This window comes from Nonomuraea sp. NPDC049655, from assembly GCF_044465465.1.
Classification (GTDB): domain Bacteria; phylum Actinomycetota; class Actinomycetes; order Streptosporangiales; family Streptosporangiaceae; genus Nonomuraea.
In genome coordinates, this window is the sequence record NZ_JBITLS010000005.1 from 172,435 (window position 1) to 198,213 (window position 25,779).

27 protein-coding genes and 1 riboswitch are annotated in these 25,779 nt (G+C 73.5%); of the genes, 16 read left to right on the forward strand and 11 right to left on the reverse strand.

Features of this window, described 5'->3' with window-relative positions:
- From ACIBQ6_RS17825 to ACIBQ6_RS17840, 4 genes are read left to right on the forward strand one after another with little or no spacing between them, the layout of a single operon-like run.
- Positions 1–861, forward strand: coding sequence for an FAD binding domain-containing protein (locus ACIBQ6_RS17825; RefSeq protein WP_397213012.1), 861 nt, complete (start codon positions 1–3; stop codon positions 859–861).
- Positions 861–1,331 carry a (2Fe-2S)-binding protein gene (locus tag ACIBQ6_RS17830; protein ID WP_397213014.1) on the forward strand — a complete coding sequence of 157 codons (471 nt, stop codon included), beginning with the start codon at positions 861–863 and terminating at the stop codon, positions 1,329–1,331. Before ACIBQ6_RS17825 ends, ACIBQ6_RS17830 begins: the two co-directional genes overlap by 1 nt.
- A complete protein-coding gene (locus ACIBQ6_RS17835; RefSeq protein ID WP_397213016.1) occupies positions 1,328–2,710 on the forward strand; it encodes an 8-oxoguanine deaminase in 1,383 nt (460 codons plus the stop codon). Before ACIBQ6_RS17830 ends, ACIBQ6_RS17835 begins: the two co-directional genes overlap by 4 nt.
- A 47-nt stretch (positions 2,711–2,757) precedes the next feature.
- A complete protein-coding gene (locus tag ACIBQ6_RS17840; RefSeq protein ID WP_357967865.1) occupies positions 2,758–2,970 on the forward strand; it encodes an EF-hand domain-containing protein in 213 nt (70 codons plus the stop codon).
- A 4-nt stretch (positions 2,971–2,974) separates the two neighbouring features.
- On the opposite strand, the gene ACIBQ6_RS17845 is transcribed toward ACIBQ6_RS17840, so the two are convergent.
- Positions 2,975–4,126, reverse strand: a complete 1,152-nt coding sequence (locus ACIBQ6_RS17845) for a winged helix DNA-binding domain-containing protein (RefSeq protein ID WP_397213018.1) — start codon at positions 4,124–4,126, stop codon at positions 2,975–2,977.
- A gap of 352 nt (positions 4,127–4,478) precedes the next feature.
- On the opposite strand from ACIBQ6_RS17845, the gene ACIBQ6_RS17850 reads away from it, so the two are divergent.
- The 3 genes from ACIBQ6_RS17850 to alc are packed head-to-tail and all read left to right on the forward strand — an operon-like array spanning position 4,479 to position 7,876.
- Positions 4,479–5,621, forward strand: coding sequence for a glycerate kinase (locus ACIBQ6_RS17850; RefSeq protein WP_397213020.1), 1,143 nt, complete (start codon positions 4,479–4,481; stop codon positions 5,619–5,621).
- Positions 5,618–6,928 (forward strand): allantoinase AllB, encoded by a 1,311-nt coding sequence (gene allB / locus ACIBQ6_RS17855; protein ID WP_397213022.1) that lies wholly within the window; start codon positions 5,618–5,620, stop codon positions 6,926–6,928. The genes ACIBQ6_RS17850 and allB overlap by 4 nt, the downstream gene beginning before the upstream one ends.
- Entirely contained in the window at positions 6,929–7,876 is a 948-nt protein-coding gene (gene alc, locus ACIBQ6_RS17860; RefSeq protein ID WP_397213024.1) for an allantoicase, read from the forward strand.
- Between the two features lie 9 nt (positions 7,877–7,885).
- Here alc and pknB read toward each other — a convergent pair whose 3' ends face one another.
- From pknB to ACIBQ6_RS17880, 4 genes are all read right to left on the reverse strand, one after another.
- The gene (pknB, locus tag ACIBQ6_RS17865; RefSeq protein WP_397213026.1) at positions 7,886–9,811 is read right to left on the reverse strand and encodes a Stk1 family PASTA domain-containing Ser/Thr kinase; all 1,926 of its coding nucleotides are present in this window, start codon (positions 9,809–9,811) and stop codon (positions 7,886–7,888) included.
- A gap of 177 nt (positions 9,812–9,988) precedes the next feature.
- Positions 9,989–10,744, reverse strand: a complete 756-nt coding sequence (locus ACIBQ6_RS17870; RefSeq protein WP_358294047.1) for a thiazole synthase — start codon at positions 10,742–10,744, stop codon at positions 9,989–9,991.
- Positions 10,737–10,937, reverse strand: a complete 201-nt coding sequence (gene thiS, locus ACIBQ6_RS17875; RefSeq protein ID WP_352331034.1) for a sulfur carrier protein ThiS — start codon at positions 10,935–10,937, stop codon at positions 10,737–10,739. Before thiS ends, ACIBQ6_RS17870 begins: the two co-directional genes overlap by 8 nt.
- A complete protein-coding gene (locus tag ACIBQ6_RS17880; RefSeq protein ID WP_397213028.1) occupies positions 10,934–12,463 on the reverse strand; it encodes an FAD-dependent oxidoreductase in 1,530 nt (509 codons plus the stop codon). The genes thiS and ACIBQ6_RS17880 overlap by 4 nt, the downstream gene beginning before the upstream one ends.
- A riboswitch (TPP riboswitch) is annotated at positions 12,453–12,569 on the reverse strand. (Overlaps the previous gene by 11 nt.)
- Before the next feature lie 52 nt (positions 12,570–12,621).
- Between ACIBQ6_RS17880 and ACIBQ6_RS17885 the strand changes: the two genes are divergently transcribed.
- From ACIBQ6_RS17885 to thiE, 3 genes are read left to right on the forward strand one after another with little or no spacing between them, the layout of a single operon-like run.
- Complete coding sequence (locus tag ACIBQ6_RS17885) at positions 12,622–13,791, forward strand: FAD-dependent oxidoreductase (RefSeq protein ID WP_358294043.1); 1,170 nt, start codon at positions 12,622–12,624, stop codon at positions 13,789–13,791.
- Positions 13,792–13,821: 30 nt separating this feature from the next.
- Positions 13,822–14,196 (forward strand): Rv2175c family DNA-binding protein, encoded by a 375-nt coding sequence (locus ACIBQ6_RS17890; RefSeq protein WP_358294041.1) that lies wholly within the window; start codon positions 13,822–13,824, stop codon positions 14,194–14,196.
- The gene (gene thiE / locus ACIBQ6_RS17895) at positions 14,174–14,827 is read left to right on the forward strand and encodes a thiamine phosphate synthase (protein WP_358294039.1); all 654 of its coding nucleotides are present in this window, start codon (positions 14,174–14,176) and stop codon (positions 14,825–14,827) included. Before ACIBQ6_RS17890 ends, thiE begins: the two co-directional genes overlap by 23 nt.
- A 146-nt stretch (positions 14,828–14,973) precedes the next feature.
- On the opposite strand, the gene ACIBQ6_RS17900 is transcribed toward thiE, so the two are convergent.
- On the reverse strand, positions 14,974–16,041 hold the full coding sequence (locus tag ACIBQ6_RS17900; RefSeq protein WP_397213030.1) for a polyprenyl synthetase family protein: 1,068 nt from the start codon (positions 16,039–16,041) through the stop codon (positions 14,974–14,976).
- A gap of 85 nt (positions 16,042–16,126) precedes the next feature.
- Here ACIBQ6_RS17900 and metF point away from each other — a divergent pair, with 85 nt between their 5' ends.
- Complete coding sequence (gene metF / locus ACIBQ6_RS17905) at positions 16,127–17,047, forward strand: methylenetetrahydrofolate reductase [NAD(P)H] (RefSeq protein ID WP_357967900.1); 921 nt, start codon at positions 16,127–16,129, stop codon at positions 17,045–17,047.
- Between the two features lie 187 nt (positions 17,048–17,234).
- On the opposite strand, the gene ACIBQ6_RS17910 is transcribed toward metF, so the two are convergent.
- On the reverse strand, positions 17,235–17,798 hold the full coding sequence (locus tag ACIBQ6_RS17910) for a GNAT family N-acetyltransferase (protein ID WP_397213032.1): 564 nt from the start codon (positions 17,796–17,798) through the stop codon (positions 17,235–17,237).
- Positions 17,799–17,808: 10 nt separating this feature from the next.
- Positions 17,809–18,285: a YbaK/EbsC family protein gene (locus ACIBQ6_RS17915; protein ID WP_387666287.1), complete on the reverse strand. Its 477-nt coding sequence runs from the start codon at positions 18,283–18,285 to the stop codon at positions 17,809–17,811.
- A gap of 210 nt (positions 18,286–18,495) precedes the next feature.
- On the opposite strand from ACIBQ6_RS17915, the gene ACIBQ6_RS17920 reads away from it, so the two are divergent.
- Both ACIBQ6_RS17920 and ACIBQ6_RS17925 read left to right on the forward strand, forming a co-directional pair.
- Entirely contained in the window at positions 18,496–19,221 is a 726-nt protein-coding gene (locus ACIBQ6_RS17920; RefSeq protein WP_397213034.1) for a L,D-transpeptidase family protein, read from the forward strand.
- A gap of 77 nt (positions 19,222–19,298) precedes the next feature.
- The gene (locus ACIBQ6_RS17925; RefSeq protein ID WP_397213036.1) at positions 19,299–21,077 is read left to right on the forward strand and encodes a hypothetical protein; all 1,779 of its coding nucleotides are present in this window, start codon (positions 19,299–19,301) and stop codon (positions 21,075–21,077) included.
- Here the strand turns inward: ACIBQ6_RS17925 and ACIBQ6_RS17930 are convergent.
- Together ACIBQ6_RS17930 and ACIBQ6_RS17935 are read right to left on the reverse strand one after the other, a co-directional pair.
- Entirely contained in the window at positions 21,060–21,563 is a 504-nt protein-coding gene (locus ACIBQ6_RS17930; protein ID WP_397213038.1) for a hypothetical protein, read from the reverse strand. The genes ACIBQ6_RS17925 and ACIBQ6_RS17930 overlap by 18 nt on opposite strands.
- 205 nt (positions 21,564–21,768) lie before the next feature.
- Positions 21,769–22,368, reverse strand: a complete 600-nt coding sequence (locus tag ACIBQ6_RS17935) for a helix-turn-helix domain-containing protein (protein WP_358294029.1) — start codon at positions 22,366–22,368, stop codon at positions 21,769–21,771.
- Positions 22,369–22,459: 91 nt separating this feature from the next.
- Between ACIBQ6_RS17935 and ACIBQ6_RS17940 the strand changes: the two genes are divergently transcribed.
- The 3 genes from ACIBQ6_RS17940 to ACIBQ6_RS17950 all read left to right on the forward strand — a co-directional run bounded on the left by ACIBQ6_RS17940 (position 22,460) and on the right by ACIBQ6_RS17950 (position 24,752).
- On the forward strand, positions 22,460–23,632 hold the full coding sequence (locus tag ACIBQ6_RS17940) for a cytochrome P450 (protein WP_397213041.1): 1,173 nt from the start codon (positions 22,460–22,462) through the stop codon (positions 23,630–23,632).
- A gap of 6 nt (positions 23,633–23,638) precedes the next feature.
- The gene (locus ACIBQ6_RS17945; protein ID WP_358294025.1) at positions 23,639–23,830 is read left to right on the forward strand and encodes a (4Fe-4S)-binding protein; all 192 of its coding nucleotides are present in this window, start codon (positions 23,639–23,641) and stop codon (positions 23,828–23,830) included.
- Between the two features lie 535 nt (positions 23,831–24,365).
- Positions 24,366–24,752 carry an SAV_6107 family HEPN domain-containing protein gene (locus ACIBQ6_RS17950; protein ID WP_397213043.1) on the forward strand — a complete coding sequence of 129 codons (387 nt, stop codon included), beginning with the start codon at positions 24,366–24,368 and terminating at the stop codon, positions 24,750–24,752.
- Between the two features lie 345 nt (positions 24,753–25,097).
- On the opposite strand, the gene ACIBQ6_RS17955 is transcribed toward ACIBQ6_RS17950, so the two are convergent.
- Positions 25,098–25,592, reverse strand: a complete 495-nt coding sequence (locus tag ACIBQ6_RS17955) for a transcriptional regulator (protein ID WP_026214021.1) — start codon at positions 25,590–25,592, stop codon at positions 25,098–25,100.
- Positions 25,593–25,779: the final 187 nt, after the last annotated feature.

The window sequence follows — 25,779 nt, forward strand, 5'->3', positions numbered from 1 at the left end:
ATGGACTTCTTGCGGCCCACCACGTGGGCGCAGGCGCTGGCCGCCAAGGCGGACCGGCCCGGAGCGCTGCCCGTCCAGGGCGGCACCGACGTGATGGTCGAGATCAACTTCGACGTGCGCAGGCCGGAGGCGCTGCTCGACCTCAACCAGGTGGCTGAGCTGCGCGAATGGGGCATGACCGACGGGGTCTGCCGGATCGGGGCCGGGGTCACGTACGCCACGGTCGTCGACGAGCTGGGCGGCGTGCTGCCGGGGCTCGCGCAGGCCGCGCGCACGGTCGGCTCGCCGCAGATCCGCAACCGCGGCACGGTCGCCGGCAACCTCGGCGCGGCCTCGCCCGCGGGCGACAGCCATCCGCCGCTGCTGGCGGCGGGCGCGGTCGTCGAGGTCGAGTCGCGCGAGCGCGGCACCCGGCTGATCCCCGCGGCCGAGTTCTACCTCGGGGTCAAGCGCAACGCCCTGGAGCCGGACGAGCTGATCAGGGCCGTGCGCGTCGAACCCGCCCAGGGACCCCAGTACTTCTCCAAGGTCGGCACGCGCAACGCCATGGTGATCGCGGTGTGCTCGTTCGCGGTCGCGCTGCACCCCGGCGAGCGGCGGGTCGGCACCGGGATCGGCTCGGCCGCGCCCACGCCGCGCCGCGCCCTGGAGGCGGAGGCCCTGCTGGCCCGGGAGCTGGACTGGCACGCCCCGCTCGACCCCGCGCTGCTGGCCCGCTTCGGCGAGCTGTGCGCGCGGGCCGCCGCGCCGATCGACGACGTGCGCGGCACCGCCGCCTACCGGGTGCACGCGGTCGGCGTGATGGCCCGGCGCACGCTCACCTGGGCCTGGAACGACCACCTCGCGAGAAGGGCCGCCTGATGCGCCTGAACGTCACCGTCAACGGCCGCGCCCACAGCGTGGACGACGTCTGGGAGGGGGAGAGCCTGCTGTACGTGCTGCGCGAGCGGATCGGGCTCCCCGGCTCCAAGAACGCCTGCGAGCAGGGCGAGTGCGGCTCGTGCACGGTCTACCTCGACGGGCTGCCGGTCTGCTCGTGCCTGGTCGCCGCCGGGCAGGCCGAGGGGCGGCGGGTGCGCACGGTCGAGGGGCTGGCCGCGGGCGACCAGCTCGACCCGGTGCAGGAGGCGTTCGCCGAGTGCGGGGCCGTGCAGTGCGGCTTCTGCACCCCGGGGCTCGTCGTACAGGCCCATGACCTGCTCGAACGCGTGCCCCGGCCGTCCGACGCGGAGATCCGCGAGGCGCTGGCGGGCAACCTGTGCCGCTGCACCGGCTACGAGAAGATCCTCGACGCGGTCCGGCTGGCCGCCGCGCGGAAGGCGTCCCGATGACCCTGCTGATCGAGAACGTGCACATCGCGCCCGTCACCGGCCCCGAGATCCCGTCCGGCCACCTCGTCGTCGAGGGCGACCGGATCGCCGCGCTCGGCCCCGGCCCCGCGCCCGCCACCCCCGGCGCCCGGCGGGTGGACGGCTCCGGCTGCCTGGCCACCCCCGGCCTGGTCAACACCCACCACCACCTCTACCAGTGGGCCTCCCAGGGGCTGGCCCAGGACGCCACCCTGTTCGAGTGGCTGGTGGCGCTCTACGACGTGTGGGCCGCCATGGACGCCGAGGTCGTCAGGGGCGCGGCCACGGCCGGGCTCGGCTGGCTGGCGCTGTCCGGCTGCACCACCTCCAGCGACCACCACTACGTCTTCCCCAAGGGCCGTGGCGACCTGCTCGCGGCCGAGGTCGAGGCGGCGCGGGAGATCGGCCTGCGCTTCCACCCGGCACGCGGCTCGATGGACCTGGGCCGCTCGCGGGGCGGGCTGCCGCCGGACGAGGTGGTCGAGCAGCTCGACGACGTGCTGGCCGCGACGGCCGAGGCGGTGGACGCCCACCACGACCCGTCGCCGTCCTCGATGGTGCGGGTCGCGGTCGCGCCGTGCTCGCCGTTCTCGGCCGGCGCCGAGCTGATGACCCAGTCGGCGGCCCTTGCCAGGGCCAAGGGCGTCCGCCTGCACACCCACCTGGCCGAGACGCTCGACGAGGACGAGCACTGCGTCGAGCGGTTCGGCCTGCGTCCGGTCGACTACATGGACAAGCTCGGCTGGCTGGGGCCCGACGTGTGGCTCGCGCACGCCGTGCACCTCAGCGACGCCGACATCGCCAAGCTCGCCCGCACCGGCACGGGCGCGGCCCACTGCCCCTCCTCCAACGGCCGCCTCGGCTCCGGGATCGCCCGCGTGTCGGAGATGCTGCGCCGGGGCGTGAACGTCGGGCTCGGCGTGGACGGCAGCGCCTCCGCCGAGCTGACCTCACTGGCCGGGGAGATGCGGCAGGCCCTGCTGTTCCAGCGGGCCCGGTACGGCCCCCGCGCGCTGTCGGCCCGCCAGGCGCTGGAACTGGCCACCCTGGGCGGGGCGCGCAACCTGGGCCGCGAGGCCGAGCTCGGCTCGCTGGAGCCGGGCAAGCTGGCCGACGTCGTCCTGTGGCGGACCGGCGGGCCCTTCACCGCCGCCGTGGCCGACCCGGTGTGCGCGCTGGTGTTCGGGCCCCCGCCGCCGGTGGCCCGCGTCCTGGTCGGCGGCCGGACCGTGGTCGAGGACGGCGAGCTGCGGACGACGTCCCACGACGCGGCCGGACGGGCGGGCGCCGAGGCCCACCGCAGGCTGATGCGGCTGGCGGCCGAGCGCGGGCACTCGGCGGGCAGGGAGGTCCAGCACTAGGGTGGTGAATGTCCGGAACGTGGCATTCAGTACCGAAAGGCGGTCCCGTGTCGGCAGAACTCCCCGGTGAGCGGCTGGCGCAGCTCAAGAGCACCTTCGCCGAGATCGACACCGACGGCGACGGCTTCGTCAGCGAGGCCGAGCTGAAGCGGCACTTCCCCGACCTGCCCGCCGAGGCCCTCGGCGCGCTGAGCCAGGAGGCCGACTCCGACCAGGACGGGCGCTACTCGCTGGAGGAGTTCATCCGCGTCGTCTCCTGACGTCCTACTCCGCCAGCGCGCGCTCCAGGGGCGTGCGGAAGCGGGGCGTGATCCGCGCGCCGCCGAGCCAGGAGGCCAGACCGGCGATCTCGGCCTCCACGGCGGCCACGGCGTCGGATCCCAGGTCGGTGAGCGCCCGCCACACGATCTCGCCGCCGGGCCGCTGCCCCCAGCCGCCGACGACCCGCCCGTCCCACCACACGGTCGGGCCGACGTTGCCGCTGCGGTCGAACAGCTCGGCCCGGTGCTCCTTCGGCAGGTACCAGTCGCGGCCCTGCCAGCCCATCGGCGTCGGGTCCAGGGCGGGCAGCAGCGCCGCCCACGGCTCCGGCTCGGGCGTCTCGTCCAGATCGCCGGGCAGGACGTATCCCGCGCCCTCGTCCAGCTCGACCTCGACCGCGCCGACGGCGGCCAGCGCGGCGCGCACCTCGCGCAGCGTCCAGCCGGTCCACCACTTGACGTCGGCCTCCGTGCCGGGGCCGAACGCGGCCAGCCAGCGGCGCACCAGCTCCGCCTGGGCCTGCGGGACCGTGGTCGCGTCCATGGGCGGGGCGACGGCCCACAGGTGCTGCGTGCTCGTCCACGAGCCGGACGGGCGGCCCTGGCGGACGAGCCGGCCCTCCATGCCCATCAGCGTGATCAGCCGCTGCCCGACGCTGTGCACGGCCTCGTACGGCTTGCCCACGGCCACCCGGAACTGCTCGCGCAGCCGCGGCTCCAGCACCCCCAGCCGGGCCGCCGTCGCCGTGCCCTCCGCCGCCAGGACGCGCAGCACCGACGACTCCACGTCGGCCAGCCAGGTCTCGTCCCAGCCGCCGGCCGCGGTGAGCTCCTTGACCAGCGCCTTGCGCACCCTCGTGGCGACCGCGAGCGTGGAGGAGTGGTGCACGACGGGCACCAGCGCGGCCGGGACCACGAACACCGTGCGGCGCATCCCGTGCATGCGCACCAGCGTGCGGTCCTCGTACAGGGCCCGCTCGACCGGCGCGGTCCCGGGCGCGGTGAGCCGGGCGCCCGCCGACAGGAACACCGTCGCCGGGTCGGTGGCGTGCAGCGCCACCACGGACGCCGTCGCCTCCTCCGGGGTCGCCGCCTTGGCCGCCAGGCTGTGGCGCACGCCCAGCCGGCGCCGCCTCTCCCGCTCAGATATGCGCATGAAACGCCTCCTTACGGGATGTGAGCCTAATTGGAGGATCACACACCTCAGAACCCGCCAGAACAGCTCAGGTTCGTGCTCGCGGCCCATGGGCGGCGGGCGCGGGCGCCTGCTTCACTGAGGGCACCTTCCTTGAGGGTTCGCTGAGGGCACCTTCTTTGAGGGCACCCTTCACTGAGGGCACCTTCTTTGAGGGCACCTTTCACTGAGGGCGCCTACCCTCGGCCGCCGCCGGCCGGGGGGCTGATGTGATGATGAGTCACGCCTTCCTGCCCGCTCGCACCGGGCAGGAAGGCGTGTCCGGCCATTGTTCAGCATCTTGTGGGAGTTCGTAGTGGTAAAGCAGGTTCTGGTGGCACCCGACAAGTTCAAGGGCTCCCTCACGGCCGCCGAGGTCGCGGCCCGGGTGTCGGCGGGGCTCGGGGTGCCCACGGTCGAGCTGCCGGTCGCCGACGGCGGCGACGGCACCGTCGAGGCGGCCGTGGCCTGCGGGTTCGACCGCGTCACCGTGGAGGTCGCCGGGCCCACCGGCGAACGCGTGAGCGCGGCGTACGCCTGGCGGGCGGCCGGCGGCACGCCGACGGCCGTGGTCGAGCTGGCCGAGGCGTCGGGGCTGCGGCGGCTGCCCGCCGGGCCGGCCCCCTTGACCGCCACCTCCTACGGCACCGGAGAGCTGATCGCCGACGCCCTGCGCAGGGGCGCCCGGCGGATCGTGCTCGGGCTCGGCGGCAGCGCGTCCACCGACGGGGGAGCGGGCATGGTCCGGGCGCTGGGCGCCCGCCTGCTCGACGACGAGGGCGCCGAGCTGCCCGACGGCGGCGCCGCGCTGCGCGGGCTGGCCCGCATCGACCTGTCCGGGTTCGCCGACGTCTCCGGGGTGGAGTTCGTGGTGGCGAGCGACGTGGACAACCCCCTGCTCGGCCCGCACGGGGCCGCCGCCGTCTACGGGCCGCAGAAGGGCGCCGGCCCCGAGGACGTCAAGGTGCTGGAGGCGGGCCTGTCCCGGCTGGCCGCCGTCGCGACCCAGACCCACGGCCTGGTCGGCGCCGTCGAGCACGACGACACCCCGCGTGCCATGGGCGTGGCCGGAGCCCCCGGGGCGGGCGCGGCGGGCGGCGTCGGGTTCGCGGCGCTGGCCTTCCTCCACGCCGAGCTGCGGCCCGGCATCGAATACCTGCTCGACCTGCTCGGCTTCGGCGCGCTCGTCCAGGACGCGCGGCTGGTGATCACCGGCGAGGGCTCGCTCGACGAGCAGTCCCTGCGCGGCAAGGCGCCGATCGGCGTGGCCCAGGCCGCGGCCAGGGTGGGCGTGCCGGTGGTCGCGGTCTGCGGACGGCGCACCCTCGGCGACACCGAGCTCAAGGACGCCGGCATCGAGGCCGCCTACGCCCTGACCGACCTGGAGCCCGACCCGGCCCGGTGCATGGCCGAGGCCGGCCCGCTCCTGGAACGCCTGGCCGCCCGGGTGGCCGCCGAGCATCTGGAGGGCAGATGACCGTTCACGACCTCGTCGTCCGCTCCCGCAGGGTGGTCACGCCCGAGGGGGAGCGGGCCGCGGCCGTGGCCGTACGGGGCGAACGCGTCCAGGACCTGTACGACTACGCCGAGCCCCTCGACGCCGCCGAGGACATCGACCTGCGCGACCTGCCCCTGCTCCCCGGCCTGGTGGACACGCACGTGCACGTCAACGAGCCGGGCCGGACCCATTGGGAGGGCTTCGCCTCGGCCACCAGGGCGGCCGCCGCGGGCGGCGTGACCACGATCGTGGACATGCCGCTCAACTCCCTGCCGCCGACCGTCAGCGTGGAGGCGCTGGAGGCCAAGATGCGGGCCGCCCGCGGGCAGTGCCACGTGGACGTGGCGTTCTGGGGCGGCGCGGTCCCCGGCAACCTCAAGGAGCTGCGGCCGCTGCACGAGCGCGGCGTCCGGGGCTTCAAATGCTTCATGTCGCCGTCGGGCGTCGAGGAGTTCCCGCCGCTCGCCACGGCCGAGCTGCGGGCGGTGCTGACCGAGGTCGCCGGGTTCGGCGGACTCGTCGTGGTGCACGCCGAGGACCCCGAGCTGCTGGCCGAGCCGGGCGGGCCGACGTACCGGGAGTTCCTGGAGTCGCGGCCGGGAGCCGCCGAGCGCAGCGCGGTCGCGCGGGTCGTCGCGCTGGCGGCCGAGACCGGCGCGCGCGTGCACATCCTGCACGTCTCCAGCGCCGAATGCCTCGACGTGCTGGCGCGGGCCCAGGCCGACGGGGTGGCGGTCACGGCCGAGACCTGCCCCCACTACCTGACGCTGGAGGCCGAGCAGGTGCCCGAGGGGCGCACGGCGTACAAGTGCTGTCCGCCCATCCGCTCGCGGGCCAACCGCGAACTGCTGTGGGACGGCCTGGCCCGCGGCGTGCTGAGCAGCGTCGTCTCCGACCACTCGCCCTCGCCCGCCGACCTGAAGGTGCCCGACTTCGCCGCCGCCTGGGGCGGTGTCGCCTCCCTCCAGCTCGGCCTGTCCGCGGTCTGGACGGAGGCCGCCCGGCGCGGCCACACCCTCGCCGACGTCGTCCGCTGGATGTCGGCCGCGCCCGCCGAGACGGCCGGGCTTTCCGGCAAGGGCGCGATCCGCCCCGGCGGCGACGCCGACCTGGTCGCCTTCGACCCCGACGCCGACAACCCGGTGGACGCCGCCCGCCTGCACCACCGCAACCCCGTCACCCCCTACCACGGCCGCGTGCTCAAGGGCGCGGTGCTGACCACCTGGCTGCGCGGCCGTCCCGTGGACGGCGAGCCGCACGGCCGCCTCATCCTCGGGGAGCAGTAGATGCCCGGCTTCACCGCCCTGCCCGACCTGGCCCTGCGCACCCTCGGCGGCGCGGTCGTGGCGGCCAGCGACGAGTCCTTCGCCGAGAAGGAGAGCCTGATCAGGCCGGGCCGCCCCGGCTTCCGCGCCGAGACGTTCGGCAACAAGGGCCAGGTCTACGACGGCTGGGAGACCCGCCGCCGCCGCACCCCCGGCCACGACTGGGCGCTGGTGCGGCTGGGCCTGCCGGGCGCGATCCGCGGCGTGGTGATCGACACGGCCTGGTTCAAGGGCAACTACCCGCCGTACGCCTCGGTCGAGGCCGCCGCCGTGCCCGGCCATCCCTCGCCCGCCGAGCTGGCCGCCGCCGACTGGACGGAGATCGTCCCGAGGACGGCGCTCAAGGGCGACGCCGAGCACCACGTCGAGGTCACCGGAGACGACACCCGCTACACCCACGTACGCCTGAACATCTACCCCGACGGCGGCATCGCCCGCCTGCGCGTGCACGGCGAGGTACACCCCGACCTGTCCGTCTACGACGGGCTGAGCCTCGACCTGGCCGCCCTCCAGAACGGCGGCCTGGTCACCGCCTGCTCCGACGAGTTCTACTCCGCGCCCAACAACGTCATCGCCCCCGGCCTGGCCCGCCACCAGGCGGAGGGCTGGGAGACCGCGCGCCGCCGCGAGCCGGGCAACGACTGGCTGCTCATCCGCCTGGCCGGGCCGGGCCTGGTGCGCCTGGCCGAGATCGACACCACGAACCTGATCTTCAACGCCCCCGGCCACGTCGCGCTCACCGGGCTGTCCGGCGGGCGCGAGGTCACGCTGCTGCCGAAGACCCGGTTGCAGCCCGACGCGCCCCACCGCTTCCGGCTCGGCCACCCCGAACCGGTCACCCACGTACGGGTCGACATCTACCCCGACGGCGGGCTGGCCAGGGTGCGCCTGCACGGGCACCTGGCCTGACCCGGCGCACTACTGCCAGAGGAAGACCGTCGCGCCGGGCGGCCGCTCACTGTTCGGTAACGGCCGCTGGTACTGCACGACGCCGCCGTTGGCCAGCCGCTGGACCCGCACGTGGAAGCCCAGCGACTCCAGCTCCGCCTTGGCGTCCTTGACGTTCTTGCCGATGACAGCGGGCACCAGGCGGAACTCCTGGTCGTCGCGGGCCTCGTTGTCGCCCTTGAACCAGTCCCAGAAGTCGGTCTGGCAGCGCGCCACCGTGATCATCGCCGGGGTGCCCTTGTCGACCTCGGACTTGGCCTTCGGCGCCTGGGCGATGACCGTGCACGGCTCGGCGTCGTCGTCGACCTCGTTGACCTGCACCGCGAAGCCCTGGCCGCCGAGGTAGGCGGCGGCCTCGTCCTTCGGCATGCCGGTCACGTCGGGCATCACCATGCCGGCGCTCACGAAGATGCCGACCTTCGCGCCCTCCTTGACCTTCTCGCCGGCCTCGGGGGAGCTGCGGATCACCTTGTTCCGCTCGACCTCGCCGTTGGGCAGGCGCTTGACGCTGCCCACGGTGAGCCCGGCCTCGGCGATCTTGACGCGGGCCTCGTCGCTGGTCAGGCCCCTGACGCTGGGGACGATCACCCGCTTGGGGCCGAGCGAGGGCACCAGCGTGATCGTGCTGCCGCTCTCCACCTCGGCCTTGCCCTCGGGGTCGGTACGCAGCACCAGCCCCTCGGCGGTGTCCTCGTTGTACTCGCCGGCGACCTTCTTGACCTTGAAGCCCTTGCTCGTGGCGGCGCGCTCGGCGACCACCACGTTCTGGCCGACGAGGTCGGGCACCTGCACGTATTGGGTCTGCGAGAAGTACCAGCCGGTCACCGCCACCGCGACGACCATGACCGCGGCGAGCAGGACCAGGAACCAGTTTGGTCTGAACGACCGCTTGGACGGCGGCGGCGACACCGGCGGCGTCACCTCGGCGCGCGGCTGGATCAGCGTGTGCGCCGGCGCGGCCAGCGGCATCGACGGGGCGCCCGCGCCGCTCGGCCGCGGCGGCATCGACTGGTTGAACACGGCCGTCATGGCCGGCGGGGTGCTCAGCCGGGGCAGCATCCGGTGGGCGTCGACCGCCTCGACCAGCATCGCCGTGGCGTCGGCCGGGCGGTCGTGGGGCTCGCGGGCCGTGGCGTGCGCGACCAGCGTGTCGATCAGCGGCGGCACCTCGGGCACCAGCGACGACGGCGGCGGCACCGTGTCGTGCACGTGCCGGTAGGCCACCGACATCGGCGTCTCGCCGTCGTAGGGCTGCTGCCCGGTCACCAGCTCGAACAGCATGATGCCCGCGGCGTAGACGTCGCTGCGCACGTCGGCGCCGCCGGTGGTGACCTGCTCGGGCGACATGTAGCCGATCGTGCCGATCATCACGCCGGTACGGGTCTGGTTGGTCGCCTCGATCGCCCTGGCCAGCCCGAAGTCGACGACCTTGACCCGGCCGTCGTCGGTCATCAGCACGTTCTCGGGCTTCACGTCGCGGTGGACCATCCCGGCCTGGTGGGCCGCGCCCAGGGCGGCCAGCACCGGGATCATGATCTCCAGCGCCTCGCGGGCGGGCAGCCTGCCGCGCTCGCGCAGGATGTCGCGCAGCGTGCGGCCCGGCACGTACTCCATCGACAGGTAGACGACGTCGGTGTCGGTGCCCTGGTCGAAGACGTGCACCACGTTGGGGTGGGACAGGCTGGCCACCGACTTGGCCTCGCCGATGAACCTGCGGACGAACGCCGGGTCCTCGGCGAGCGAGCGGTGCATGACCTTCAACGCGACAGTGCGATCCAGCCGGACGTCGAGCGCCAGGTAGACGGTCGCCATACCGCCCCGGGCGATCCGGCTCTCGATGCGGTAACGCCCATCGAGGAGCCGCCCGACCAGGGGGTCCGCAGTCGTCTTATCCACCACCCCCCTGAGTTTACGGGCGTTTTGCCACCGGCAGGGCCCACGCGCCCGAAACCGATGCGGAGACGTTCCCGCGAGAGCGGCCCCGACCGGCGGAAGGGCCGGCGCGAGCCGGTCCCTCCGGCGATCTCGGAGGGGGATCACCAGGTCGTCTCCGGGGGCGTCTCTGGGGCGCCGTTAGGGGGTCGTCGGTGAGGACGCCTCGGCGTAGCGCCGGCGCGGGATCCGGCCCGCCTGCCGCGCCTGGCGTCCGGCCGTCACGGCCGCCCTCATCGCCGAGGCCATGAGCTCGGGCCGCTGCGCCCGGGTGACCGCCGTGGCGAGCAGCACCGCGTCGCAGCCCAGCTCCATGGCCAGGGCGGCGTCGCTGGCCGTGCCGATGCCGGCGTCGAGGATCACCGGCACCCCGGCGGACTCCACGATGAGCTCGATGTTGTGCGGGTTCCTGATGCCGAGCCCCGAGCCGATCGGCGCGCCCAAGGGCATCACCGCCGCGCAGCCGGCCTGCTCCAGCCGCCGCGCCAGCGCCGGGTCGTCGCCGATGTACGGCAGCACCACGAACCCGTCGGCCACCAGCCGCTCGGCCGCGTCGAACGTCTCGATCGGGTCGGGCAGCAGCGTGCGCTCGTCGGCGATGACCTCAAGCTTGACCCAGTTCGTCCCCAGGGCCTCGCGGGCCAGCCGGGCCGTCAGCACGGCCTCGCCCGCGGTGAAGCAGCCCGCGGTGTTCGGCAGCACCTTGATGTCGCGGCGGCGCAGCACGTCGAGGACCGAGCCGCGGGCGCCCGGGTCGAGCCGCCGCATGGCCACCGTGGTCAGCTCGGTGCCCGAGGCGACCAGGGCCTGGTCGAGCACCTCCAGGGAGGGCGCGCCGCCGGTGCCCATGATGAGCCGGGAGGCGAACTTCTCCCCGGCGATGATCAGCTCATCCACCCTGCACCGCCGTCAGCACCTCGACGCGGTCGCGGTCGCCGAGCGCCGTCGTCTCCCAGGAGCTCCGCGTCACCACCTCGTCGTTCACGGCCACGGCCACGCCGGTGGTGGCGGTGGTCAGCGTCCGTACGGCCTGGGCCACGGTGGTGCCGTCGGCCACCTCGTGCGCGGCGCCGTTGATCGTCACAATCATGAAATATCCCGAAATCTCGCGGGCGAGCACAGCGCGGCCAGCTCGCCCTCCTCACCCGTCAGAATCCCCGCGCCCGTCGAAACCTCCGCCACCCGAGCCGCTGCCTGGGCCGCCGTCTGCATGCCTGTCCGGCCCGCCGTCTGGCCCGCCGTCTGTGTGGCCGTCTGGGCCGTCGTCGGGGCCGCCGCCGGGGACGCCGTCGTCGTGGACGGTGTCAGCACCGCCGACGTGACCAGGACCGCCGTCAGGGGGGCCAGCAGCACCCCGCCCCGGTGGTGGCCGGTCGCCAGTACCAGCCCGGGGACCTCGCCCGCCCCGATGATCGGCAGGTTGTCGGGGGTGCCCGGACGCAGCCCGGCGACCACGTCGGCGACCTCCAACTCGGTGACGCCCGGCACCAGCTCCCTGGCGTCGCGCAGCAGCTCGTAGAGCCCGCCCGCGGTCACCCGGGTGTCGAACCCCAGCTCCTCCTGGGTCGCCCCGAGCACCAGCTCGCCGTCGCCCCTGGGGACGAGGTAGACGGGCGCGCCGTGCACCATCCCGCGTACGCACCGGCCGAGCAGCGGCTGCGGCGAGCGCAACCGCATGATCTGCCCCTTGACCGGCCGGACGGGCACGTCGGCCAGCTCCCCGCTCCACGCCCCGGCGGCCAGCACCACCCGCTCGGCCGCGATCTCCGGCACCGCCGGCTCAGGCTGACCGGGCACGGCCTCAAGCCGCACCCCCCTCACAGCACCGGTCACAGCTCCCGCCACAGATCCTGCCGCACGGCCTGTCCCAGCACCGGTTCCAGCACCGGTTCCAGAGCTGGTCCCAGCGCCGGTCGCGGCGGCCGGAGCGGCGTCGCCGTCGCGCAGCAGGCCGGTCACCCGCGCCCGCACGACGGGCACGCCCAGCCGGTCGAGCGCGGCCAGCAGCGCCGCCGTGACCCGGCGCGGATCGACCCAGGCGTCACCGGGGGCCAGCAGCCCGCCGCGCACCGAAGGGGCCAGCATGGGCTCCAGACGCCGGCACTCGCGCCCGGTCAGCCGCTCGACCCGCAGCCCCAGCTTGTCCATGAACGCCGCCAGGTCGTCGAGCGCCGCGAGGTCGTCGGCCCCGAAGGCGACGTCGAGCGTGCCGTCGGCGCGCAGGTCGAGCGCACGGCCGGCGGCCCCCTCCGGCCCGATCACCCCGAACGCGCCCCCGAACGCCTCCCCGGCCCTCGCCCCGGCCCCGCGACCGGGACCGCCGCTCAGCCCCGTGCCGAGACCTGCCCCAGAGCGCGCCCCGAGATCCGGGCCGAGGCCCGCGTCGGCGGCCAGTTCGGCGGCGAAGGACGGCCATCGGCTCAGCGAGGCGGCCCCCAGCCGCAGCAGCGGCTCCTCGGTGTAGGCGACCTCGCTGACGGGCGCCAGCATCCCGGCCGCCGCGTAGGACGCCCCGCGCCCCGGGGCCGGATCGACCACCGTGACGGGCAGCCCCTCGCGGGCCAGCCGCCAGGCGATCGACAACCCGACGACCCCGCCGCCCACGATCACATTCATCCGCGCTCCCTTCGCCGGCATGATCCGGATCAGGTGTCTTGCGGTCGAAGGCCCGCTCAAGCCTTCCTCTCAGCCCGGTGACGGCCGGACTCCCGCGCGTCTTGCGCCTCCAGCCTACGGCCTCGGCGCGACGTGCCGGCACCGCCCCCGTTATGGTCATGAACGTGAACCATGTCGTAGTGGTGGGAGCGGGCCTGGCCGGGCTGCGCAGCGCGGAGGCGCTGCGCGGGCGCGGCTTCACCGGACGGATCACGCTGATCGGCCAGGAGCGCCATCGGCCCTACGACCGTCCGCCGTTGTCCAAAGCCGTGCTGTCCGGCGCGGCCGACTCCAGCTTCCTGGAGGCCGACCTCGACGCGCTGGAGGTCGACTTCTGGCCAGGCGTCACCGCCAAGGCCCTGCGTGAGGGCGTCGTGGAGACGACCGAGGGCGAGCTCGGCTACGACGGTCTCGTGATCGCCACCGGCACCGAGCCGATCACCGTGCCCGGCGACGGCCCCCAGCACGTCCTGCGCACCCTCGACGACGCCCACGAGCTGCGCGCCGGGCTCGTGGCCGGAGCCCATGTGGCGATCATCGGCGCCGGCTGGATCGGCGCCGAGGTCGCCACCGCCGCCCGCAAGGCCGGCTGCTCGGTGACCGTGATCGAGGCCGGCCCCGCCCCGCTGGCCAACGCCGTGGGCCCGGAGATCGGCGCCCGCACGCGACACTGGTACGACGGCATCGACCTGCGCCTGAACACCATGGTCGACGAGGTGGACGAGGGCGGCGTGCGGCTGGTGGGCGGCGAGTTCGTCCAGGCGCACGTGGTCGTCACGGGCATCGGCGTGCGCCCGGCCGTCGAGTGGCTGGCCGGCTCCGACATCGACCTGCACAACGGCGTCGTCACCGACGAGCACCTGCGCACGTCCATGCCGAACGTGGTCGCCGCCGGCGACTGCGCGGCCTGGTGGTCGCGCCGCTACGGCGTCCGGCTGCGCGTCGAGCACTGGGACACCGCGCTCGGCTCGCCCGAGGTCGCCGCCGCGACCCTGCTGGGGGAGGAGGCCGTCTACGACCCGGCCCCCTACTTCTGGTCCGAGCAGTTCGGCCACATGGTCCAGTACATCGGCCACCACCCCTCCGGCGACCGCCTGCTCTACCGGGGCGAGCCCGAGGGCAAGTGGTCGGCCGTCTGGCTGACGTCCGGCGACACCCTCGCCGCCGTGCTCGCCGTCGACCGGCCCCGGGACTACGTGCAGGGCCGTAGGATCATCGAAGGCGGGCATCGCCTCGACACAGAACGCCTGGTAGATCCAGAGGTCCCCCTACGGGATTGTGTTGTTTGAGCAAGGACGGCATGTGGTAGTTGTGGTTTCGTGACGCTTTCTGTTGCACAGATCGACCGGGAGACCGACCAGCTCGTCGACGAGTGGCTCACTCTCCCCGAAGTGGCCTCACGCCTCGACCTCTCGATCGGGCGGGCCAAGCAACTCCTCAAGGACCACAAGCTGCTCGGCGTGCGCCGTGGCGGCGGCGGGCCACAGGTTCCCGCGGTGTTCCTCGACGGGAAGGACGTGATGAAGGGCCTGCCCGGCACACTGACCGTGTTGCAGGACGCCGGCTACGACGACATCGAGTCGTTGCGCTGGCTCTTCACCCCAGACGAGTCCCTGCCGGGGTCGCCCATCGAGGCGATCAAGGCCGGCCGTCACACGGAGGTCAAGCGGCGTGCCCAGGCCCTCGCTTTCTGAGGCCCGCCTCTATCTCTGCACCGACGGCCGCCGCGACCGCGGCGACCTGGCAGAGTTCCTCGACTCGGTGCTGGCCGGCGGCGTGGACATCATCCAGCTGCGGGAGAAGGGCCTGGAGGCACGCGAAGAACTCGCGCTCCTGGAAGTCTTCCGCGACGCCTGCGACCGGCACGGCAAGCTGCTGGCCGTCAACGACCGGGCGGACATCGCCTTCGCCGCCCGGCCCGACGTGCTCCACCTGGGGCAGGACGACCTTCCCGTGACGGTCGCGCGAGAGATGCTCGGCGACGACATCGTCATCGGCCGGTCCACCCACTCCGTCGCCGAGGCGTCCGCCGCGGCCGTGGAGGAGGGCGTCGACTACTTCTGCTGCGGCCCGATCTGGCCCACGCCGACCAAGCCGGGCCGCCACGCGCCCGGCCCGGCGCTGCTGCGGCACGCGGCCTCACTGGGACCGGCCCCGGGGGCGGCCGCGCCGCGGCCGTGGTTCGGGATCGGCGGCATCGACCTCACCAACCTCGACGAGGTCATGTCGTACGGCGTGAGCCGCGTGGTCGTCGTACGCGCGATCACCGACGCGGAGGACCCGGGGGCGGCGGCGGCCGAGTTCGCCAAACGCCTGACCCCCTGACCCACTGACCCACTGACCCCCTGACACGACCGGGCGCCCGTCCACGACGGGCGCCCGCACTCCGCGGCGAGGCCGCCCGCACTCCGCGGCGAGGCCGCCTGCCGAAGCGGGCCGCTCAGGCCGGCCGCCGGTACCAGGGGCCCGGGTCAGGTCCTGCGGGACGTCGCGGCGATGGCCAGCTCGGCCAGCGCCGTGCGCGACCCGGCGGTGACCGGCGCCTCGTCGAGCGCGGCCAGCGCGTCCGTGAGATAACCGGCGATCAGGTCCTCGCACTCCCGCAGCGCGCCGCTGTCCGTGATGATCTCGCGCAGGGCGCTCACCCCGTCCTCGTCGAGCGCGGGGTCGCCGAGCAGCCTGCGCACCGTCGCGGCCGCCTCCGGAGCGGCCCCGGCCAGGGTGCGGGCCACCAGCATCGTGCGCTTGCCCTCCCGCAGGTCGTCGCCGGCCGGCTTGCCGGTCTGGGCCGGGTCGCCGAAGACGCCGAGGATGTCGTCCCTGAGCTGGAAGGCGATGCCGACGCGGCGGCCGTAGCCGGTGCACAGCTCGTCCATCCACGGCTCCAGCGCGCCGGCCGCGAGCACCAGACCGAGCCTGAGCGGCTGCTCCACCGAGTACTTGCCGCTCTTGAACAGCGCCACCCGCAGCGCCGACTCGAAGGTGTTCTCGCCGTGGGCCTGCTCCAGCAGGTCGAGGTACTGGCCGCACATCAGCTCGGTGCGCATGTGGTCGTGGACGGGCTGGGCGGCGGCCAGCGACGCCGGCGGCAGGCCGCTGGTGCGCCACATCTCGCCCGACCACACCAGCAGCAGGTTGCCCAGCAGGATGGCGGCCCCCTCGCCGAACTGCTCGGCCGAGCCGTGCCAGCCCTCCTTCTCGTGCAGGGACTGGAAACGGCGGTGGGCGGCCGGCATGCCCCTGCGCAGGTCGCTCTTGTCCATCACGTCGTCGTGCACGAGCGCGCTGGCCTGCAACAGCTCCAGCGACGCGGCGGCGGTGAAGATCTCGGGCACGTCGGTGCCGCCCGCGCCGCGCCAGCCCCAGTAGCAGAACGCGGGACGCAGGCGCTTGCCGCCGGCCAGCAGGTCGCCCGCGGCGGCGCGCAGCGGTTCGAGCTCGGCGTCGCCCGAGGCGGGCAGCTGCCGTTCGACGAACTCCCCGAGGGCGCGCTCCACCTGGGTGCGCAGGGCGTCCATGCTCGCGGCGTCAGTGGTCATGCCTTGAGACTAGTGGGCGCGGACTCGGGGTCGGGTCCCCGGTCTAGGGGCGGCCGACCCGGACACCGGCCTGTACGCTTGGGACATGGCGCTTGGTCGACCCTCCATCCTGCCCGATCGTGTCCCCACCGTCCGCGAGCTGCTCGCCACCGGTGGCCGGTCGTTCTCCTTCGAGTTCTTCCCGCCGAAGACCGACGAGGGCGAGCGGCAGCTGTGGAAGGCGATCAGGGAGCTGGAGTCCCTGCGCCCCACGTTCGTCTCGGTGACCTACGGGGCCGGCGGCTCGACCCGCGACCGCACGGTCGACATCGTCGAGCGCCTGGCCCACGACACCACGCTCACCCCTGTGGCGCACTTCACGGCGGTCAACCACTCGCTGCGCGAGCTGCGCCACCTGGTCGGCCGCTTCGCCGACGCGGGGGTGCGCAACATCCTGGCCGTGCGCGGCGACCCGCCCGGCGACCCGACCGCCGAGTGGGTGCGGCATCCCGAGGGCGTGCTCTACGCCGAGGAGCTGGTGCGGCTCATCCGGCAGGCGGGCGAGTTCTGCGTGGGGGTGGCGGCGTTCCCGTACAAGCATCCGCGCTCGCCGTCGATCGAGTCCGACACCGAGTACTTCGTGCGCAAGTGCCGCGCGGGGGCCGACTACGCGATCACCCAGATGTTCTTCCAGGCCGACGACTACCTGCGGCTGCGGGACCGGGTGGCGGCCCAGGGCTGTGACACGCCGATCATCCCGTGCATCATGCCGGTCACGCAGATGAGCACGATCGCGCGGTCGGAGCAGTTGTCGGGGGCGCCGTTCCCGGCCGAGGTGGCGGCCCGCTTCGAGGCGGTCGCCGACGACCCGGCCGCGGTGCGGGCGCTCGGCATCGAGCACGGCGCGGAGTTGTGCCAGCGGCTGCTCGACGAGGGCGCGCCCGGCATCCACTTCATCACGTTCAACCGGTCCAGCGCCTCGCGCGAGGTGTTCCAGCGCCTGACGCCGGTCGCCGCCACCGCCTGACCCGCCGTCCCGACCCCACGCAGAGCGGATGCCCGTCACCCGCCCGCAGGGGGACCGGGCGGGTGACGGGCAGGGGGTGGTATCCAGTCGGTAACGTGTCCGTCACTTTCTGTCATGAAGATGCCCTCGGGCATGACCTGGCAAACCCTGCGAGTACGGGCTTTACCTGCGGTGATGTGCGACGCCCTCAGTCGAGGGGGAGTGGGCGGCCGACGATCGCGTACTCCTCGTGGCCGCCGGGGAAGACGAAGCGGGTCAGCAGGTCGGCGAAGCCCATGCTGGCGTAGAGGTGGCGGGCGGCCGTGGGGCGGTCGTGCGTGGACAACACGGCCGAGCGCTCGGCGCGGCCGGCGCACAGAGTCCGGATCATGGCCCGGCCGATGCCCTTGCCCTGGTGGTCGGGGTGCACGTGGATCTCGGCCAGCTCGAACGCGTGGCCCATCCAGGCGTGCGCGGCCTCCTCGCCCGCCTCGTCGGCCAGCGCCCTGCTCACCACGTCGTGCCACCACTGGCCGGTCGCGCCGCGGAAGCCGTACGCGAAGCCGACGGTCCGGGGGCGCGCCATACCGGTCGGGTCGCGCAATTCTGCGAAATAGCACTGGAAATGGGGATATGTGCCGTGGTTTCGCATGATGGTCTTGCGGCCGGCGATCTGCTCGGGGGGCGGGTTCATCGCCGCCGTGTAGATGTCGATCACCGTGTCCAGGCGTTCGGTGAACTCGGCCGGGCCCGCCCCGCGAAACTCGATCACTCGTCGCACATTACTCGACGTCGACCGGAGTGCCTCCGGTGATCGCCACCAACTCCTCGAACGTCGTCGGGAACACCGTCAGCGGGTGGCCGCCGGCCGCCCACACCACCTCGTGCTTGCTCAGCCAGTTGTCCACCAGGGTGCGGACGGGGGCCGGATGGCCGACCGGGGCCACCCCGCCGATCGGCTGACCGGTCGCCGCCCTGACGAACTCCGGCGTGGCCCGCCGCACCTCGGCGACACCGGCCGTACGGGCGATGAGCTCGACGTCCACCCGGTGGGCGCCGCTGGTCAGGACCAGCAGCGGCGCGCCGTCGGCGTCGAAGATCAGGCTGTTGGCGATCGCACCCACCTCGCAGCCGAGCTGGGCGGCCGCGGTCGCCGCGGTCGGGGCCTTCTCGGGCAGGACGACGATCTCTCCGGTGGCGCCCGCCGCGCGCAGGGCGGCCTCCACGACGACGGCGTTCGCCGGCAACTTCTCGGACATGAGGACACTCTAAACAGGTTGACCGGCTTATTACCTGTTCATGGTGGGTGGTGTAGGGTCCATCGATCCGGATAGTTCGTGATATGAGAGGTGGTACCGGTGGGGGCTCGACGGCTGCCCGGAGTGGCTGCTCTGCTGACGGCTGGGGCCGTCGTACTCACGGGCTGCGGCGCACAGGCGGGCACATCAGCCGCGACGACCGTCACCGGCGTGTCCAGCACGCCAGGCGCGGCGGGGGCCAAAGGCCCGGCGAAGGCGCCCGTCACAGCGCCTGTCACAGCGCCCGTCACTGCGCCGCGCAAGACGCTGAAGCTGGGCGCGAAGGGCACGTCCGTCACCTGGCTGCAGCGGCGCCTGGCGGCTCTGGGCTACCTGCCCGGCAAGGCCGACGGCCGTTACGGCGGCACCACCCTCGCCGCCGTCTGGGCCTTCCAGAAGGTCAACGGCATCGCGCCGACCAGCACGATCGCCCGCAGGACGTGGGAGGCGCTGGAGCAGCCGAAGACCCCGAAGGTGCTGGTGGGCAACGGCAAGCCGACCCGCGCCGAGGTCAACCTGACCAAGCAGATCATGGTCCTGTACGTCGACGGCCAGGCGCGGCTCATCACCCACATCTCCTCCGGCAGCGGCGTCCCGTACTGCGAGACGACCACCTGGCAGGGCAAGGAGCAGCGCTTCTGCGGCTCGGCCCGCACGCCGACCGGCGACTTCCGCACGACGTGGCGGGCGAGCGGCTGGCACAAGTCCTACCTGGGGCAGCTCTACAACCCGATCTTCTTCAACGGCGGCATCGCCTTCCACGGCGCGCTGTCGGTGCCGCTCTCCCCGGCCTCGCACGGCTGCGTGCGCATGCCGATGAACGTCGCCGAGGTGCTGCCCGGCCTGCTCGGCAAGGGCGTGCCGGTGCATGTGAGAGGCGCGTTCAGGCGCGCATAACGTCCGCATAACCGGATCCGGTGACGGCCGGGTTATCCGCCTCTTGCTGGACTTCCCCCGATTTGAGGGGGAATTCCATGACGACGTTCGCAGCTCGTGTTCCGGCTCCTGCCCCGTACGTGCGGCGCAGGAGCCGGTCGCGTTCGTGGTGGTTGCTGGCGATCGGATGGGTGGCGCAGGTCGCGCTGCGGCTGTGGTTGTTCCGGCAGCACGCCGGGCCCGTGGCCAACCCGGACGAGACCGGATACCTGATCGCCGCCCGGTGGCTGGCCGGCGGGCCGGGGGCGGATCTGACCGGCTTCACCTTCTACCAGGGCGGCTACCCGCTGCTGCTGACGCCGGTGTTCTGGTTCACGCAGGATCCGGTGGTGGCCTACCGGCTGGTCGTGGCGGTGGGGTCGATGGTGGCGGCGGGGGCGTTCCCGCTGGCGTACCTGCTGCTGCGGCGGCTGGGGACGGGGCCGCGGGCGGCGATGGCGGCGGCGTTCGCGGGCGGGTTGTCGCCGTCGCTGCTGCTGTTCTCGGGGCTGGCGCTGGCCGACGCGGTCCTGCCCACCCTCGTCCTGGCCTGGCTGGTCGCGCTGCACGACCTCGTGGCCAGGGGGTCGGTCAGGGCGGGGGTGCTGGGGGGCGGCCTGGCGGGGTACGCCATGGCGGTGCACCTGCGCGGCACCGTCGTCCTGGCGGTGACCCTGCTGGCGATGGCGGGGATGCTCATCGCCGGCCGCCGGGGCCCGGCGGGGAGGTTCTTCGCGCGCCGCCGCGGCGTGGCGGCCGGGACGGCGACGGCGGGGCTGTCCATCGCGCGCCGCAGGGGCGCGGCGGCCGGGCTGGTGGCCGCCGTGGTGGCGGCGGGAGCGGCGACGGCGCTCAACCGGGTGTTGTCCGCGGCCCTGTACCCGGGCGGGGCGCGTGACCTGTCCGGCCTCCTGGCCGAGCGGGTGAGCGGGCTCGACGGGCAGGCGTGGGCGCTGGCGGGGGCGGCCGGGCAGCTCTGGTACCTGATCGCCGGGACCTGGGGGCTGGCCGGGGTCGGGCTCGCGGGCGCCGTGGCCGTCGTGGCCAGGCGGTCGGCGCCGGGGCCGCGGCGCGTGCTCGCGGCCGTCCTGCTGGCCACGACCCTGGGCATCGCCTACGCCTCCTCGGCCGCGCTCCCCGACGAGCACCGGATCGGCAACTACGCCTACGGCCGTTACCTGGCCTGCGTGGCGCTCGCCTGGACCCTGGCCGGGCTGCTCGTGCTGGCCAGGGCCGGCCGCGGGGCCGTCGTCCGGCACGCGCTCGCGGCGGCCGGGCTGCTCGCGGCGACCGGCGGCGTGGTGGTCCGGTACGCCGGGGACCGGCTCCAGCGGTACGCGTTCATCGCCTTCGACTTCCCCGAGGTGATCTTCCTCAGCCGGGTGCGGGACTCCTTCGACCTGGTCGCCACCTCCCTCGTGGCGCTCGCCCTGCTGGCGGGCCTGGTGGCAGCGGCGCTGCTGACCGCCCGCCGGGGGTGGCCGGCGGTCCTGGCCGTGCTGGCGGCGGTCAACCTGGTCTTCGCCGCCGACCTGGCGCCGAAGTCCGCGCCCGCCGCCGGGCCCGACTGGCTGCCCGTGCTCACGGGCCCGGGACGGGTGGCCGTGGACCGGCGGGTGGTGTGGAACGTCCGGGCCGTCCTGGCCTACCGCGTCTCCTGGACCGAGGCCGAGCTCTACGACGGCACGCCGCCGGCCGGCGTCTGCACCGCCGTCGTCCCGCCCGGCTCGGGGCCGGCGCCCGCGGGGTGGGCCCCGACCGGCGCGGGCGGCACCCGCCAGGGCTGGACCACCTGGGTCAGCGACCGCTGCCCCGGCGGGTCAGCGCGGGAGCGTTGACGCCGTCCGGGCCGCGGTGTACGCGCGGACCATGCCGACGGCCTGGGCCAGGGCCGCCGCCAGCAGGAGCAGGGCCGAGAACCACTGGTACGGCGGGAGCGCGTCGGCGAAGGTCTGATGGTCGTAGAATCCGGCCAGCCGCGGTACGGGGTTGTAGACGGCCGCCGCGAGCCCGAGCGTGTACGGCAGGATGAGCACGCCCGACAACACCAGCAGCGCGCCGCGACCCCGGGCCGCGCGCCGCAGCAGCAGGCCCACCACGGCGATCCCCGCGGCCGCGACGCCCGCCACCAGCGCGATGCCCCTGACGATCCACCACAGGTCCGAGCCCAGCGACGTCAGGCCGCCGGAGGTCATCGGGTCCGCCGGATCGGGGCCCCGCGCCCCCGACGCCGTGCGCAGGGCCGCGTAGTTGACGGCCGCGTACGCCGCGGCCAGGACCGGCCCCGACAGCAGCAGGATGAGAGTGCCCGTCCGTTCTCGCACCGATCCCCCTCACACGGCCGTGCCCGTACGGCCGATCCGCCCGGGTGCCCGCCACTCGCGCCGATTCGCGTACGGCCGATCCGCCGGCTGCCCGCCACTCGCGCCGATTCGCGTACGGCCGATCCGCCGGCTGCCCGCCATCCGCGCCGACAGCCTGTCAGACGCGTGCCGTCACCCGCCACCCTCGGCCGCGCGGGCAGGGTGGTCAGCGGGGAAGGCCGTGGAGGGCGATGTCGGCGGCCCGGCGGGCGGCGTCTCGGGCCTGCTCCACCGGGAGGCCGTCGTTGAGCGTGGTCATCACGGCCAGCTTCACCGCGCCGATCAGCGACCCCACGGCGGCCGCCGCCTCGACCCGGTCGAGCCGGCCGGGATAGGCCGCCGACAGCGCGTCCGCCAGCCGGAGCTGGCTGTCGAACAGCAGGTGCAGCGCCCGCGCCTGGAGGGGCGGCTCGCGCATGATGAGCTCCAGGCGCAGCGCCGTCTGCTCCGACCAGGTGTCCCGGCCGTCGTCCGACGTCGAGAGCGCGTCCTCGATGAAGGCGCGCAGCAGGTCGGCGGGCGTCTGGCCGGGGGCGGGCGCGGACAGGAACGCCAGCGCGCGCTCGATCTGGTGCTCGGAGTCGTAGAAGAGCACGTCCTCCTTGCTGGCGAAGTAGCTGAAGAAGGTGCGCGTGGAGACCTCGGCGGCGGCGGCGATCTCCGCCAGCGTGGTCTCCTCGTAGCCCTTCTCGCCGAACAGCCGGAGCGCGCCCTCGATCAGCGCCCGGCGCGTGCGCTGCTTCTTGCGCTCCCGCAGTCCTACCATGACGGAACTCTACACCGATTTACGAATTTCATGCATTGAAGTTTTGCATCGATTGAGGTTTTCTAGGGAGTGAGCTCGGAAAGGAGCCAGCATGTCCGACCTGACCTTTCCCATCGCCCGCCGGCGGCCGTTCGATCCGCCCGAGGAAGCCACGGCCCTGCGACAACAGGGCGCCATGCACCGCCTGACCTTCGCCGACGGCCACCTCGGCTGGCTGGTCACCGGCTACTCGGCCGCCCGCGCGATCCTGGCCGATCCCCGCTTCAGCAACCGTCCGGAGCGGCTGCACCCCGTCGTGCCCACCCGGGTGCAGCTCCAGCAGCAGCTGCCACCCGGGTTCTTCCTGCGCATGGACGCGCCCGAGCACACGCGCTACCGCAAGCTGCTCATGGGACAGTTCACCGTCCGGCGGATGAAGGCGCTGGAACCCAGGATCGAGGAGATCACCCACTCCTGCCTCGACGCCATGCAGGCCGCCGAGCCGCCCGCCGACCTGGTGCAGTCCTTCGCGCTGCCGATCCCGTCGCTGGTGATCTGCGAGCTGCTCGGGGTGCCGTACGAGGACCGCGCGGTGTTCCAGGAGGAGACCAAGATCCTGGTCAACCTGGAGACCAAGGCCGACGACGCCCTGGCCGCGTTCGCCAGGATCGGGGCGTACCTGTCGGAGCTGATCGGCCGCAAGCGGGCCGAGCCGGCCGACGACCTGCTCAGCGGGCTCGTCGGGGAGCTGAACCACGAGGAGCTGACCGGGGTCGCGTTCCTGCTCCTGCTGGCCGGGCACGAGACGACCGCCAACATGCTGGGGCTGGGCACGTACGCGCTGCTCACCAACCCCGACCAGCTCGCCGCCATGCGCGACGACCCCTCGGTGGTGGACAACGGCGTGGAGGAGCTGCTGCGCTACCTCACGATCATCCACCTCGGCCCGGTGCGCAGCGCCCTGGAGGACGTCGAGATCGAGGGCCACCTGGTCAGGGCGGGCGAGTCGGTCGCCTTCCACCTGCCCACCGTGAACCGCGACCCCTCCCGCTTCCAGGACGCCGACCGCCTCGACGTCCACCGGCCGGTCGGCGGGCACCTGACCTTCGGTCACGGCATCCACCAGTGCCTCGGGCAGCAGCTCGCCCGGGCCGAGATGCGCATCGCGTACCCGGCGCTGCTGCGGCGGCTGCCTGGCCTACGCTTGGCCGTAACGCCTGAGGAGGTGCCGATGCGTTCGGACATGAGCGTCTACGGAGTGCACCGCCTCCCTGTCACTTGGTAGGTCACGATGAAGATCACAGCGGATACGACGGTGTGCATCGGGGCGGGCATGTGCGCCCTGACGGTGCCGGAGGTGTTCGACCAGAGTGAGGACGAGGGCACGGTGGTGCTGCTGCGCGAGGCGCCCGAGGAAGGGCAGGAGGAGGCCGTGCGGCGCGCGGTGTCCCTGTGCCCGTCGGGGGCCATCTCCGTGTCCTGAGCCGCCGCCTCGTCCGCTCTGACCGTCCCGCCGCCGCCACCGCCCCCGGTGGCGGCGGCTTCGTGCGCTCCTGGCGTCCTCGCGGGCGGCGATCACCGTGCCCGAACGGAGGGGCGTCGCGGGACGGATCGATCATTTCGCGCCATGGTCATCGAACCTGTGTTCGTGGAACAGGTTGACACCGAGCGTGATCGAAATTATGTTCGACCTAGTGGCGGTGAGGCTCGCGGCTCAACGTCACCCAAGGGCCTGGCCGCGGTCGTTCGCTTCCCCAAGCGATTCCCGTGGCCAGGCTCCACGGGCGAAGGGCGCGTCCTCGTCGTCGGCGGAGACGAGTGGGCGTGTCCTGGCCGGACGGGGAGAGGGGAAGCTCCTCGTCCGGCCGGCCCGGCGGAAATGTCGGTGGCGTCTGAGAGTGTTGGCCTCACCGGCGGAGACGCCGGCCGCCGCCCACGACTCCAAGGAGGCGCGCAAGATGGCACCACGGCCTAGAGAAACGCCCGGGCCCCGGCTGTCGCCTGCGGTTCGGGCACACTTGACCGATTCACGTTCCTGCCTGGCGGAGGCGACCGCCGCCCGCACCCCGGCATCCCGATATGTGGCCGCCCACCTGGCGGCTCTTCGTGCGGCTGCGGCGATCCTGGCCGCCCGTCCCCGTCCCATGGAGGGCCGCAGGCGCCGTCTGCGCAGCGCGTGGGAGCTGCTGCCCGAGGCCGAGCCGCACCTCGCCGAGTGGGCCGCCTACTTCTCCGTGAGCGCCGCCAAGCGCGCGGCCGCGGAGGCGGGCGTGGTCCGCGGCATCAGCGCGGCCGACGCCGGCGAGATCCTGGCCGAGGCCGAGACGTTCGTCTCGACGGTGGAAGCCCTGCTCGGCGTCCCCGCCCAGCCCCAGCTCCCGGTGGACGTGCCGCTGGCGGGCTGACCCCGCCGCCCGGCTCTCCAGGCGACGCCGCCGCGCGGAAGAGCGCGGGTGGCGGGGTCTAACAAAGCCGATGAACGTGAGCAAGGCGGCTGTTGCTGACACGTGTGCCCAAAAGGGGGCCGGTCGGAGCTTCACTACGTCGGGCCTTGGTGGTCCCGCTTGTCCCTCTGGTGGGCCTCGCTTCGCGCCTGGCCTCTCGGGGGCGCGTGCGGGTCTCAGGAATCGCTTTGGGGATTCGGGCCCTTTGTCGCGTTCGCCGAATAATTGAAAGTTCATTTTCGGGGCGGTACGACGGAGGGCCCGCCAGGGGAATTGGCGGGCCCTTCGGGGGTGAAGCGGTGGGTTCTAGAAGGACTCGACGGCCCGGCGCGCCTCGGCGTCGAGCACGCCCCAGCTGATGAGCTCCTCGGTCAACTCGCTGGGCGACTTGTCATAGATCACAGCCAACGAACGCAGGTCCTCCTGGCGGATCGACAGGACCTTGCCGTTGTAGTCGCCACGCTGGCTCTGAATGGTGGCGGCGTAACGGGCAAGCGCTCCGGCCTTCTCCTTCGGCAGTGTCGCCAGGCGCTCCAGGTCGATCACAAGCTTGGGAGTGGGCCCGAGCGGGCTCGGCGCGGCGCCTCCGGGCAGCAGCTCGGAGACGGGCACCCCGTAGAAGTCGGCAAGCTCGGCAAGCTTCTGCACGGTGACAGCTCGGTCGCCACGCTCGTAAGAGCCCACGACCACGGCTTTCCACCTGCCGCGCGACTTCTCTTCGACTCCATGCAGGGACAGCCCCTGCTGGGTGCGGATGGCGCGGAGTCGTGCACCCAGCGACTTTGCGTACTCAGACGGCATCGTGTGGCCCCCCGGCTCTCGTATGTATCGCTCTTAGTAGATTGTGCTCCCTTGCGGCATATGCCCCAGCCACCGGGGGGTACGGTGCCAGGCTCGGCACCATCGGTAGCCGTGGCCCTGGGTTTACCCCAGAACGCCGCGCGGTGTGGTTACGCACAGTGACGGTAAAGGGGTGGGAGCCTAAGGT